Origin of the sequence: Streptomyces sp. B5E4, from assembly GCF_039871555.1 — a bacterium.
Lineage (GTDB): Bacteria > Actinomycetota > Actinomycetes > Streptomycetales > Streptomycetaceae > Streptomyces.
In genome coordinates this window covers 60,289-73,139 of record NZ_JBDPMI010000038.1, presented here as the reverse complement: position 1 = coordinate 73,139, position 12,851 = coordinate 60,289, and the positions used below count along the sequence as shown (strand labels likewise).

Here is a 12,851-nt window from a genome sequence, read left to right as displayed (position 1 = left end):
CCACCGTGCCGCGGATCTCGGTGGTGCTCAGGAAGGCGTACGGGGGCGCGTACATCGTCATGGACAGCCAGTCCATCGGCGCCGACCTGACGTACGCCTGGCCGACCAACGAGATCGCGGTCATGGGCGCAGAGGGCGCGGCGAACGTGATCTTCCGGCGCGACATCGCGGCCGCGGAGGACCCCGAGGCCAAGCGCACCGACATGGTCAAGCAGTACAAGGCCGAGCTGATGCACCCGTACTACGCGGCCGAACGCGGCCTCGTCGATGACGTCATCGACCCCGCCGACACCCGCCGGATCCTCATCCGGTCCCTGGCGATGTTGCGTACGAAACACGCGGACCTGCCGGCGCGCAAGCACGGCAACCCGCCGCAGTGACCCCGCCGCTTCCGCCCGCCCCGCAGCCCGCAGCCGACCGCGCAGAACAGCCCAGGAGCACACACGTGACCACGCAGCACACCGAGAACCTCGTCCGGGTCGAGAAGGGCGAGGCCAGCGAGGAGGAACTCGCCGCGCTCACCGCGGTGCTCCTCGCCCGCGCCGCCGCCCCGCAGCCGACGCACGCCCGCCACGGCGGGCACAGCGGCTCCGCGGCCCGCTGGCGCCGGCTGGAGCGCCAGCACGGCTTCCGCGCCCCGCACAGCTGGCAGCGCTGACAGGCGCCCGCCGGATCCGCACACAGCGAAGGCCCCGCCATAGGCGGGGCCTTCACGCGTCGGCTGCGCCGGCTCAGCCTCGCGGCTCCGCCGCCAGCCGCGCCAGCGCTGCGTCCACGCGCGCCAGCGTCCGCTCGCGGCCCAGCACCTCCAGGGACTCGAAGAGCGGGAGCCCCACCGTCCGCCCCGTCACCGCGACCCGTACCGGCGCCTGCGCCTTGCCCAGCTTCAGGCCGTGCTCCTCGCCCGCGGCGAGCACCGCCTCCTTCAGCGGCTCCGCCGACCACTCGGCCGCCGCCAGCTTCGCGCGCGCCGTCCGCAGCAGATCGGCCGCGCCCGGCTGCCCCGGTTTCATGGCCTTGTCCCACGACTTCTCGTCGGACACCGGCTCGTCGAGGAAGAGGAAGTCGACGTTGGCCGTGATGTCCGACAGCACCGTCAGCCGCGTCTGCGCCAGCGGCGCCACCGCCGCGAAGGCGTCCGCGTCGAACGACTCCGCCGGCCACGGCGCGTGCGGCGCCCGCAGCCAGGGCGCGCAGCGCTCGGTGAAGTCCTTCACGTCGAGCATGCGGATGTGGTCCGCGTTGATGGCCTCGGCCTTCTTCAGGTCGAAGCGGGCCGGGTTGGGCACCACGTCGGTGATGTCGAAGGCCGCGACCAGTTCCTCGCGGGTGAAGACGTCGCGGTCCGCGGAGAGCGACCAGCCCAGCAGCGAGAGGTAGTTGATCAGCCCCTCGGGCAGGAAGCCGCGCTCGCGGTAGAGGTTGAGCGAGGCCTGCGGGTCGCGCTTGGAGAGCTTCTTGTTGCCCTCGCCCATGACGTACGGCAGGTGGCCGAAGTCCGGCACCCGCTTGGCGACGCCGAGGTCGATCAGCGCGCGGTAGAGCGCGATCTGCCGCGGGGTGGAGGACAGCAGGTCCTCGCCGCGCAGCACGTGGGTGATCTCCATCAGCGCGTCGTCCACGGGGTTGACGAGGGTGTAGAGCGGGGCGCCGTTGGCGCGCACGATGCCGTAGTCCGTGACGTTCTCGGGTGCGAAGGCCAGGTCACCGCGCACCAGGTCGGTGAAGGTGATCGTCTCGTCCGGCATGCGGAAGCGGACGATCGAGGTGCGGCCCTCGGCCTCGTACGCGGCCGCCTGCTCGGCGGTCAGCTCGCGGCAGTGCCCGTCGTACCCGGACGGCCGCCCCGCCGCGCGCGCCGCCTCGCGGCGCTCCTCCAGCTCCGCCGCGGTGCAGTAGCAGCGGTAGGCGTGCCCGGCGTCTTGGAGCCGGCGGGCCACGTCGGCGTAGATGTCCATGCGCTGCGACTGCCGGTACGGCGCGTGCGGGCCGCCGGCCTCGGGGCCCTCGTCCCAGTCGATGCCGAGCCAGCGGAAGGAGTCGAGCAGTTGCTCGTACGACTCCTCGGAGTCGCGGGCCGCGTCGGTGTCCTCGATCCGGAAGACCAGCGAGCCGCCGGTGTGGCGGGCATACGCCCAGTTGAACAGGGCGGTGCGCACCAGACCCACATGGGGGTTGCCGGTGGGGGAGGGACAGAAGCGGACCCGCAGGGGGGCCGGGGGGGCTGCGCTAGCCACGCTTGATCACCTTGTTGGCGAGAGTGCCGATGCCTTCGATGGTGACGGCGACCTCGTCGCCGTCGTGGAGCGGGCCGACGCCCGCGGGGGTCCCGGTGAGGACGACGTCACCGGGCAGCAGCGTCATCGCCTCGGTGATGTGCACGATCAGCTCGGGGATCGAGCGGACCATGTCCGTGGTGCTGCCGAGCTGGCGCTGGGCGCCGTTGACGGTGCACTGGATGGCGATGCCGTCGGCGATCCGGGCCGGGTCCAGCTCGGTCTCGACCCAGGGGCCGAGCGGGCAGGAGGTGTCGAAGCCCTTGGCCCGGGCCCACTGCTTCTCGCGCCGCTGGACGTCGCGTGCGGTCACGTCGTTCGCACAGGTGTAGCCGAGGATCACGTCCTGGGCCCGCTCCAGCGGCACTTCGCGGCAGAGCCGGCCGATGACGACGGCCAGCTCCGCCTCGTGCTGCAGGTCCTCGGAGAAGGAGGGGTACGCGATGGGGTCACCGGGTCCGATCACCGAGGTGGACGGCTTGAAGAAGGTGACGGGCACCTCCGGCACCTCGTTCCCCAGCTCCGCGGCGTGCTCGGCGTAGTTGCGACCGATCGCGACGACCTTGTTGGGGAGGACGGGGGGCAGCAACCGCACCTTGTCCAGCGGGAGCTTCCGGCCCGACCGCTCGAACTCGGCGAACGGATGGCCCTTGATCACGTCAAGGGTGACCTCGCCCCGGGGGGCGCCGGCCCCGTCGAAGCCGTCGGAGCCCTCGACCACACCGAACGCGACACTGCCGTCGACGGAGAACCTGGCGATACGCACGGGGCCCAGGCTATCGCTCCGCCACCGTGCGTCGCGCCGCGCGGGTCAGACGCCGGACGGCATCTCCTCCAGCACGGTACGGCGCGGGTTCGCGGTGCGCTCCGGCGGCTGCGCGGCCGGGGCCGCGGCGGCGATCCGGGCGGCGAGCGCCTCGGGCGGCTCGGGAAGCAGCAGGTCCCCGGCGTCGTCGAGGTGGGCGAGGGTGGTGCGCCGCGGGTTGGCTATGGTGCGGAGGATCATGACGGTTACGCGCGCCTTTACGTGCCGGGGCCCGCTGTCGGGCCGACGAGACCGAGCTTTACGGAATGATTCGGTGTGTCAAGGGAAGACTAGGCGCCGCTATTCCCCGCGCCGCCGGGACCCATCCCGTACGGCATTGTGACTTTCCTCACCCCCTCGGTGACGAATGCCAAATATCGTCGGCCCCGACGTCGGGTGGAAACGGGCCATCTCCCTAAAGGGGCGACATTTCCCGACCGATGGGCTCGACCCGGGACACGGGCCCGCGCCATGCACCTCGTAGGAAAATGTCCGTTATCCACACCCGCCGTATCAACTGCATGTAATGTGGCTGGCACGGTGCGTAGTTACGGTCGAGCTGTTACCCCCGGGCCTTGTTGGAGATCCCGGCACTGTGCTGGAATTCCACGGACCGTCGCTGGAGTGCAGTCGACGCAGAGGGCGCAACGGGGCGCCACGCGAGGGGCTGTGCGGGGAGCGTGCGCCGGTTGGTTCACGGCGGGCGGGGGCCTAAGCTCCCGCACGACCAGACAACGCTCCGGTGCATGCACCGGAGCCGGTCCTAGAGGTTGCGACGCTAGTGCAGGGACGATTGAAGACTGACGGCAGCGTTCCGGGCGAGCCTGAGGTGCGTGGGAAGACCGACCGCGCAGCCTCCCTTCGGTACGGCCAGAGCGCGAGCTCCTCGCCCGACCGGAACGCCGACCGGGGCAGCGCCCGAATACCCGCGCCCGAGGCCGGCGACTTCGCCAACATGCAGCAGCCCAAGGGCTCGAAGGGTCCGGGCTCCCGGATCCTGCTGCGCAACTGGCGCATCAGCACCAGACTTGTCTCGCTCCTTGCGCTCCCCGTGGTCGCCGCGACCACGCTGGGAGCTTTCCGCATCGAGGACTCCTGGCAGAACCTGCAGCAGCTCGAGAACATGAAGCTGCTGACGGACATGACGGAGGAGGCCACCGAACTCGCCGACATGCTCCAGCAGGAGCGCGACAAGTCGGCCGGCCTCATCGTCGACGGCAACCCGAAGCACCCGGACATCACCGACGCCCGCGACGAGACCGACAAGGCCCTGATCGCCTTCACCCGGTCCGCGGACGAGATCGACACCACCGATGACGAGGACCTCGCCGGGGTCAACAACTCGCTCACGAGCGTCATCGAGAAGCTCAACAAGATCAACAGCATTCGCAAGACGGCCTATTCGGACGACACCGGCGGCGCCGCCCAGACGGTCAAGGCGTACGGCGAGCTCGTCGACTCCCTCGTCTCGCTCTCCCAGGACATGGCCCTGGCGACCAGCAACCCGGACATGATCGCCAAGACCCGGGCGCTGGCCACCTTCTCCTCCGCCAAGGAGTACGCCTCCGTCCAGCAGGCGATCATCAGCGCCGCCCTCGCCGAGGAGCCGCGCGACGAGTTCGCCGAGGCCGACCGGCTGGAAGCCGCCTCCGCCCAGGAGGCCGAAAGCTCCTCGCTCAAGCTCTTCGCCCACCTGTACTCGGGCCGGATCGGTCTGACGGATCTGATGCGCTCGCTGGACGGCGGCAACGCCTCCGTGCAGCAGGCCGACACGTTCGCCAAGAACCTGGTGAACAACCCGGACAGCATCAAGAACGCCGACATGAGCTACCGGCACTGGTACGAGCTGGACAGCGTCAAGATCGAAGAGATGAAGAAGATCGAGCAGCACCTGCTCCAGGAGATGGAGCAGACTGCGCGCGATCTGCGGTCCGAGGCCCAGAACGACGCGATCTTCAACGGCGTCCTGATCCTCCTGGTCCTGCTCATCTCGCTCGTCGGCGCCTTCGTCGTCGCCCGCTCCATGGTCCGCTCGCTGCGCCGGCTGCAGGACACCGCGCAGACCGTCGCCCAGAAGCGGCTGCCCGAGCTGGTCAAGCAGCTCTCCGACGCCGATCCGCAGGACGTCGACACCTCCGTCGAGGCCGTCGGCATCCGCAGCCGGGACGAGATCGGCAAGGTGGCGTCCGCGTTCGACGACGTCCACCGCGAGGCGGTCCGGCTGGCCGCCGAGCAGGCGCTGCTGCGGGGCAACGTGAACGCGATGTTCACCAACCTCTCGCGCCGGAGCCAGGGCCTGATCCAGCGTCAGCTTTCTCTTATATCCGAACTGGAGTCCCGCGAGGCGGACCCGGACCAGCTCGAGAACCTCTTCAAGCTCGACCACCTCGCGACCCGCATGCGCCGCAACGGCGAGAACCTCCTCGTCCTCGCGGGTGAGGAGCCGGGCCGCCGGTGGACCCGCCCGGTCCCGCTGGTCGACGTGCTGCGCGCCGCCGCCTCCGAGGTGGAGCAGTACGAGCGCATCGAACTCTCCGCCGTCCCGGCCACCCAGGTCGCCGGCCGCGTCGTCAACGACCTCGTGCACCTGCTCGCCGAGCTGCTGGAGAACGCCACGTCGTTCTCCTCGCCGCAGACCAAGGTGAAGGTCACGGGACACGCGCTGCCCGACGGCCGCGTACTCGTGGAGATCCACGACACCGGCATCGGCCTGTCGCCGGAGGACCTCGGGGCGATCAACGAGCGGCTGGCCAACCCGCCCACGGTCGACGTCTCCGTCTCCCGCCGCATGGGCCTGTTCGTGGTCGGCCGGCTGTCCCTGCGCCACGGCATCCGCATCCAGTTGCGTCCCTCCGACTCCGGCGGCACCACCGCGCTGGTCATGCTCCCCGTCGACGTCACGCAGAACGGCGGCGGCGCGGGCGGCAAGCAGCCCGCGGGCGCCGCGACCGGCGCGCCGGGCGCGGGCGCCGGCGGCTCCGGCTCCGGCACGGGTGCCCCGGCGCGCGGCGGTGCCGCGGGCCGCGGGGGCGCGATGAGCAGGCTCGGCGCCGCGCAGCAGCGCGGCCAGGTGGGGGCGGGCGCCGGCTCCGGCCGGCCCGCGCTGCCCAGCCGCGACATCGGCGGCTCGGGCGGGCCCGGCGGATCCGGTGGCCCCGGTCAGCGGCCCGGGCTGCCCGGGCGCGAACCCGCCGGCGCCGGTTCGGCGTTCAGCCGCTCGCCCGGCTCCGGTACGGGCTCCGCCTTCCCCGGCGGTTCGGCCTTCGGTACCGCACCGGGTGCGAACTCCCATTCGGGTAACGGTCTCGGCGCCCCGCCCAGCCGTCCCGGGCTGCCCGCCCGGCCGGGTGCCGACTCCGGCGCCCGCGAACCCGCCGAAACCCAGCACACCGGCGCCGGGCTGCGCGACTCCGGCCGCGACCGGCACGAGGGGCCGCGGCAGCACGACGACGCCGACACCACCCAGTTCTCCCGCCCCGACGTCTCCGGCCCGCCGCCCGGCGGGGCCCCGGGGATCCCGGCGTTCGGCTCCGTGCCGCCGCCGCGCTCCCCGCAGTCGCCCGTACCCGGCGAGGCGGCCACGTACGGCGCCCCGCAGGACACCGGCGAGCGCCCGGCGCCGCCGCTGCAGCGCCGCCCGCAGCCCGGTCCCGGTCCGGGCGACACCGGCGCGAACCCCGTGGCCCGTCCCGGTGCGGGGCCGCAGGACACCGGCGCCCACCCGATGCCGCCGGCGGTCCCCACGTCGTACGACACGGGCGAGCACCCGGTGGCGCGCCCGGGTCCCGGTGACACGGGCGAGTACGCCGTGCCCGGGCAGCGGCCCGGTCCCGGCGACACCGGTGAATACGCGATGCCGGGTCAGCGCCCGGGTCCCGGCGACACGGGCGAGTACGCGATGCCGGGTCAGCGCCCGGGTCCCGGCGACACGGGCGAGTACGCGATGCCGGGTCAGCGCCCGGGTCCCGGCGACACGGGCGAGTACGCGATGCCCGGGCAGCGGCCCGGTCCCGGCGACACCGGTGAGTACGCGGTCCCCGGGCAGCGCCCGGCCCCGCACGACACCGGCGAGTACCCGACGGCGGTGCCGGCGCAGCGGGCCGAATCGCCCCTGGACGACGGCCTGCTCGACGGCGGCCCCGTACCCACCAGCGGCGACGAACCCACGCCGATCTTCGCGTCGATGGAGTCGAACTGGTTCCGCGGGAACCGCGGCCGCGGGGAGACCCCCGTGGCCCCCACCGACGAGCAGTCCCCGGACGGCGCGCAGCCGGACCAGGACGCCGCGGCGGGTCCCTCCGCTCCCGCGCCGCAGCCGGCCACGGCCACTCCCGCGCCGGCCTGGCGCCCCTCTCCCAACGACGACCGCTGGCGCCGCGCGGAGCAGTTGCGCACCCCGCAGGCGGGCGGCGTCACCACGTCGGGACTGCCGCGGCGGGTGCCGCGCGCCAACCTCGTGGCGGGCACCGCGCAGCAGTCCGCGAACGCCAGCGGGACGCAGGTCTCGCGCGCGCCCGACGATGTGCGCGGCAGGCTGACGAGCCTGCGCCGGGGAATCCAGCGGGGCCGCCAGGCCGGCGGCACCGGTGAGACCCTCGGCGGCAACGGCTTTGGTCCCACCTATCAGCAGGAGCGTTAGTTGAGTCCATTGAGCCAGGCGGCGCAGAATCTGAACTGGTTGATCACCAATTTCGTGGACAACACCCCGGGGGTGTCGCACACGGTGGTGGTCTCCGCCGACGGACTGCTGCTGGCGATGTCCGACGGCTTCCCGCGGGACCGTGCCGATCAGCTCGCGGCGGTGGCGTCCGGTCTGACGTCCCTGACGGCCGGTGCCTCGCGCATTTTCGAAGGCGGCAGCGTGAACCAGACGGTGGTGGAGATGGAGCGCGGCTTCCTCTTCATCATGTCCGTTTCCGACGGTTCCTCGCTCGCCGTGCTGGCGCACCCGGAGTGCGATATCGGCCTGGTTGGTTACGAGATGGCGCTGCTGGTCGACCGGGCGGGCGCGGTGCTCACCCCCGATCTGCGCGCGGAACTGCAGGGCAGCCTGCTGAACTGAACCACGGTCGGCCGCCCGGCCGCCCGCTTTTATCAGACCTTCCCCATCGGCCATGTTCCCGCCCGGAGGATCCATGACCCCGCCACCCGCCTCACCCGACTCGTACGGTGGTGCTCAGCATCAGCCCTACGAAGGTGAAGGCGATCAGCCGCTGGTCCGGCCCTATGCCATGACCGGCGGCCGGACCCGGCCCCGTTATCAGCTCGCCATCGAAGCTCTGGTGAGCACGTCGGCCGACCCGATGCGGCTGCAGGGGCTGCTTCCGGAGCACCAGCGGATCTGCCACCTGTGCCGCGAGGTGAAATCCGTTGCCGAGGTCTCCGCGCTGCTGACCCTGCCGCTGGGCGTCGCACGCATTCTGGTCGCCGACCTGGCCGAGGCCGGTCTCGTGGCCATTCACCAGCCCGGCGGCGGCACGGATGCCGACGGAACCCCCGATGTGACTTTGCTCGAAAGGGTGCTCAGTGGACTTCGCAAGCTCTAGTGGTGTGGCCGGTTCTTCTCCGGCTCGTGCGACCACGTCGGCGAAGATCGTGGTGGCGGGTGGTTTCGGGGTGGGGAAGACCACGTTCGTCGGTTCGGTGTCGGAGATCAATCCGTTGCGTACCGAGGCGGTGATGACGTCGGCGTCTGCGGGGATCGATGATCTGTCGCAGGTGTCGGGGAAGACCACGACGACGGTGGCGATGGACTTCGGTCGTATCACGTTGGATCAGGATTTGATCCTGTATCTGTTTGGGACGCCTGGTCAGGATCGTTTTTGGTTCATGTGGGACGATCTGGTGCGTGGTGCCATCGGTGCGGTGGTGCTGGTGGATACGCGGCGGTTGGCGGATTGTTTCCCTGCGGTGGATTACTTCGAGAACTCGGGGCTGCCGTTCGTGATCGCGTTGAACGGGTTCGACGGTCATCAGCCGTACTCGCCGGACGAGGTGCGTGAGGCGCTGCAGATCGGGCCCGAGACCCCGATCCTGACCACGGACGCCCGCCATCGCTCCGAGTCCAAGTCGACCTTGATCACACTGGTCGAGCACGCGCTGATGGCCCGGCTGCGCTGACCGCGCCGGCCGGCCCGGACGTCACGCCGCGGGCCGGAGACTCCGCCAGGGGCAGGTTGCACCGTACGGTGCAACCTGCCCCTGAGGCGTTGATAACGTTTGGAAGCAGATTGAGGGGGTGCGTTGCACAGGACGCAGGCGGTCGACTCCGCTCCGCTGATGCCGTCGATGCACTTTGTCGGTTGGCGCCGCTTACGCCCTGTTTGGCAGTGCCTGCGTGATCGTACGAAGTCCTCGCCAGGCGTTTGGAATGTGCCGCGCGGCGTGCTGGAATTCGAGGAACTGACCCGAGAGTAGGCCGAGAGGTTGTTGGTCCGGTGAGGCGCAGCAGCAAGGGCCCCGCACAGGAGACGCGGGGCAACTTCAGCCCGCCGTCGCACGCGGCGGTGCCGCCCCCTGCCGGGGCACAGCCGGCCCCGCCGCCGCCGAGCGGCAGCCGGTTCTCGCCCCGCAACTGGCGGGTGGCGACCCGGCTCAACGCGATCCTGCTGATCCCGGTGCTCGTGGCCATCGTCTTCGCGGGCTTCCAGGTGAACAACTCCGTCGACACCTGGCAGGAGGCCCAGGACGCGGAGAACACCGCCAAGGTGGCCAAGGCCGCCGGCGACTACGCCGAGCGTCTCATGGCCGAGCGCGACGTCTCCGTCCAGCCTCTGCTGCACGGTGACCGCGAGGCGAGCCGGGTGACCGAGGCGCGCAAGGCCACCGACGCCGCCGCGGACGAGTTCGACCGCCAGGTCGAGGACATGCCGGACAAGCCCGGCCTGCAGCGCCGGCTGGACGCGTTCCGGGACCAGGAGAAGAACCTGGAGCAGATGCGCCAGGCGGCGTTCACGCCCCAGGCGCCCGGCACCGACACCCACCTCGGGTACGCGCAGATGTACCGCCCGCTGATGACCTTCGCCAACGAGCTGGGCCTGGGCACCAGCAACATCACCACCTACGGCCGCGCGATGTACGCGATCTCGCTCGCCAAGTCCTCCGCCTCGCTGGTCCGCTCCATCGGCACCGAACTGCTCGTCAGCCCGCCCGAGAAGGCCGAGGTGCTGGCCGGGGAGAAGACCGCGCTCGCCTCCTTCGCCTATCTGGAGCCCATCGCCCTCGACGAGTTCAGGACCGGCAGCACCGCCGCCGACAACCGCATGCTCAAGGACGCGCTGGCCGACCAGGAGGAAGAGGCCAGGCAGCGGCTCGCCGAGGCGCAGCGGGAGGCCGAGGGCGGCGGCGGCGAGTTCACCGCGCCGCCGGAGCCCGCGGAGATGCTCGCCGGCGTCGCGAGCATCGGCGAGGACGTCGCGCCCGCGGACCTCGCCGAACAGGGCATCACCCCGCAGACCTGGTACGCGGCCACGAGCGTGCCCATCGCCGCGTACCGCACCGTCGAGATCGAGTTCGCCGACCGCGCCGTGGCCGACGCCCACGAGATCGTCGAGTCCGCCAAGCGCGACACCGTCGTCGGCGCCGCCATCGCGGTCGGCGCGCTGCTCATCGGCTTCGTCATCGCCGCGATGATGGCCCGTTCCATGGGCCGAAGCATGCGGCTGCTGCGCAACTCCGCCTTCGGCATCGCCGAGCAGCGGCTGCCGATGCTGGTCGACCAGCTCTCCCGTACCGACCCCGGCCGGGTGGACACCCGGGTGCAGCCGATCCCGCTGCACAGCAGGGACGAGATCGGCGAGGTCGCCCGCGCCTTCGACCAGGTGCACCGCGAGGCGGTCCGGCTGGCCGCCGAGCAGGCGCTCCTGCGGGGCAACCTCAACGCGATCTTCACCAACCTCTCCCGGCGCAACCAGGGCCTCATCGAGCGCCAGCTGGAGCTGATCTCCGGTCTGGAGGACCACGAGGCGGACCCGGAGCAGCTGGAGAACCTGTTCCACATGGACCACCTCGCCACCCGCATGCGCCGCAACGGCGAGAACCTGCTGGTGCTCGCGGGCGAGGACACCGGCCGGCATATGGACGAGGCGGTCCCGCTCGTCGACGTGCTACGCGCGGCGACCTCGGAGGTCGAGTCGTACGAGCGCATCGAGCTGGAGGGCGTGCCCGACAGCGAGATCCACGGCAGCGCGGTCACCGACCTGGTGCACCTGCTCGCCGAGCTGCTGGAGAACGCCACCACGTTCTCCTCGCCGCACACCAAGGTCCGGGTCACCGCCACCCGGCTGCCGGACCGCCGGGTGATGGTCGAGATCCACGACAAGGGCATCGGCCTGACAGCCGAGGACTTCGCGGACATCAACCACCGGCTCGCCAACCCGCCCACCGTGGACGTCGCGATCTCGCAGCGCATGGGCCTGTTCGTGGTCGGCAGGCTCGCCGACCGGCACGGCGTCCGCGTGCAGTTGCGCCCGTCCGGCGAGCAGTCGGGCACCACCTCGCTGGTGATGCTCCCCGAGGCCATCGCCTTCGGAGGCGCCACCGAGACGCCCGAGCAGCACGACGAGTTCACCGTCTCGCGCATCGTCGCCGACCGCCCGTCCTTCCAGCCCGCCGGCAACGGCTTCGCCGGCGGCAGGCCGCGCAGCGCGGCCGAGCTGGGCTTCGACGACTCTCCGTATCCGCAGGTCGAGCCCCCGCGCCCGGCCATGCCGGCGATCGGCGGGCAGGAAGGGGTCTTCGACCCCATCCAGCGCTCGCTGCTGCGCGAGGAGCGCAGGGCCGCCCTCGAAGCGGCGGCGCAGGACCGTACGCCCGGCTTCCACGACCCCGAAGCGGAGGCCGCGGGGACCGATGCCTTCACGCCCGGGGGTATCTCGCCGGACCCCGCGTACGATACCTACGGCCAAGTAGAGCCCGGCCCCGCGCAGAACCACTGGACGGGGCAGGGCGCGTACGACAGCCCGCCAGTACCGGAAACGGAATCCACGGCACAGCTCGGCACGGGCCGTGGGGGCTTCGGCTTCGGCGAACCGGAGCCGGCGCCGGCCGACGACGAGTGGAGGTCGGCGAACGACGAACGCTGGGAGCGCGCCGAGCAGGTGCGCGAACCGAAGGCGGGCGGGGTCACCCCCGCGGGCCTTCCCCGGCGGGTGCCCCGCCAGAACCTGGTGGAGGGCACCGCGGAGCAGGCGCCGCTGGGAGGCCCACAGGTCTCCCGGGCCCCGGAGGACGTACGCGGCAGGCTGAGCAATCTGCGCCGCGGCGTCCAGCAGGGCCGCCAGCGGGGGCCGCAGCAGAACGACGGACCGGGCGTGGGCCCCGGCACATACGATCAGGAGCGTTAGGTGAGCCCGATGAGCCAGGCGGCGCAGAACCTGAACTGGTTGATCACCAACTTCGTGGACAACACCCCGGGGGTGTCGCACACGGTGGTGGTCTCCGCCGACGGACTCCTCCTCGCGATGTCCGACGGCTTCCCGCGCGACCGCGCCGACCAACTGGCGGCGGTGGCGTCCGGACTGACGTCGCTGACGGCCGGTGCCTCGCGGATCTTCGAGGGCGGCTACGTCAACCAGACGGTGGTGGAGATGGAGCGCGGCTTCCTCTTCATCATGTCGATCTCCGACGGCTCGGCCCTCGCCGTGCTGGCGCACCCGGAGTGCGACATCGGTCTGGTGGGCTACGAGATGGCCCTGCTGGTCGACCGGGCGGGCGCCGTGCTCACCCCCGACCTGCGCGCGGAGCTGCAAGGCAGCCTGCTGAACTAGCCG

General features: G+C 71.6%; 11 protein-coding genes. 8 read left to right on the top strand and 3 right to left on the bottom strand.

All coding sequences use genetic code 11. The annotated features are described in order from the left end of the window. Positions 1-380: carboxyl transferase domain-containing protein (locus ABGA99_RS32785; protein WP_347581222.1), on the top strand; the 380-nt coding region annotated here is incomplete at its 5' end. 65 nt (positions 381-445) lie between these two features. Beyond that, complete coding sequence (locus tag ABGA99_RS32780; RefSeq protein WP_347581221.1) at positions 446-658, top strand: acyl-CoA carboxylase epsilon subunit; 213 nt, start codon at positions 446-448, stop codon at positions 656-658. Between the two features lie 73 nt (positions 659-731). Here ABGA99_RS32780 and gltX read toward each other — a convergent pair whose 3' ends face one another. The 3 genes from gltX to ABGA99_RS32765 are packed head-to-tail and all read right to left on the bottom strand — an operon-like array spanning position 732 to position 3,282. Further along, positions 732-2,210 carry a glutamate--tRNA ligase gene (gene gltX / locus ABGA99_RS32775; protein ID WP_347584068.1) on the bottom strand — a complete coding sequence of 493 codons (1,479 nt, stop codon included), beginning with the start codon at positions 2,208-2,210 and terminating at the stop codon, positions 732-734. 19 nt (positions 2,211-2,229) lie between these two features. After that, positions 2,230-3,042, bottom strand: coding sequence for a fumarylacetoacetate hydrolase family protein (locus ABGA99_RS32770; RefSeq protein WP_347581220.1), 813 nt, complete (start codon positions 3,040-3,042; stop codon positions 2,230-2,232). Between the two features lie 45 nt (positions 3,043-3,087). After that, a complete protein-coding gene (locus ABGA99_RS32765) occupies positions 3,088-3,282 on the bottom strand; it encodes a hypothetical protein (RefSeq protein ID WP_347581219.1) in 195 nt (64 codons plus the stop codon). Positions 3,283-3,910: 628 nt separating this feature from the next. On the opposite strand from ABGA99_RS32765, the gene ABGA99_RS32760 reads away from it, so the two are divergent. The 6 genes from ABGA99_RS32760 to ABGA99_RS32735 all read left to right on the top strand — a co-directional run bounded on the left by ABGA99_RS32760 (position 3,911) and on the right by ABGA99_RS32735 (position 12,848). Beyond that, positions 3,911-7,720, top strand: a complete 3,810-nt coding sequence (locus ABGA99_RS32760; RefSeq protein WP_347584064.1) for a nitrate- and nitrite sensing domain-containing protein — start codon at positions 3,911-3,913, stop codon at positions 7,718-7,720. Next, positions 7,721-8,143: a roadblock/LC7 domain-containing protein gene (locus ABGA99_RS32755; RefSeq protein WP_101421253.1), complete on the top strand. Its 423-nt coding sequence runs from the start codon at positions 7,721-7,723 to the stop codon at positions 8,141-8,143. It begins immediately after the preceding gene. A 73-nt stretch (positions 8,144-8,216) separates the two neighbouring features. Further along, a complete protein-coding gene (locus ABGA99_RS32750) occupies positions 8,217-8,627 on the top strand; it encodes a DUF742 domain-containing protein (RefSeq protein WP_026276533.1) in 411 nt (136 codons plus the stop codon). Continuing rightward, complete coding sequence (locus ABGA99_RS32745; protein WP_181791039.1) at positions 8,608-9,201, top strand: ATP/GTP-binding protein; 594 nt, start codon at positions 8,608-8,610, stop codon at positions 9,199-9,201. The genes ABGA99_RS32750 and ABGA99_RS32745 overlap by 20 nt, the downstream gene beginning before the upstream one ends. 461 nt (positions 9,202-9,662) lie before the next feature. Next, on the top strand, positions 9,663-12,425 hold the full coding sequence (locus ABGA99_RS32740) for a sensor histidine kinase (protein WP_347584067.1): 2,763 nt from the start codon (positions 9,663-9,665) through the stop codon (positions 12,423-12,425). A 9-nt stretch (positions 12,426-12,434) separates the two neighbouring features. Next, positions 12,435-12,848, top strand: a complete 414-nt coding sequence (locus ABGA99_RS32735; RefSeq protein ID WP_078524293.1) for a roadblock/LC7 domain-containing protein — start codon at positions 12,435-12,437, stop codon at positions 12,846-12,848. The last annotated feature ends 3 nt before the right edge of the window (positions 12,849-12,851 follow it).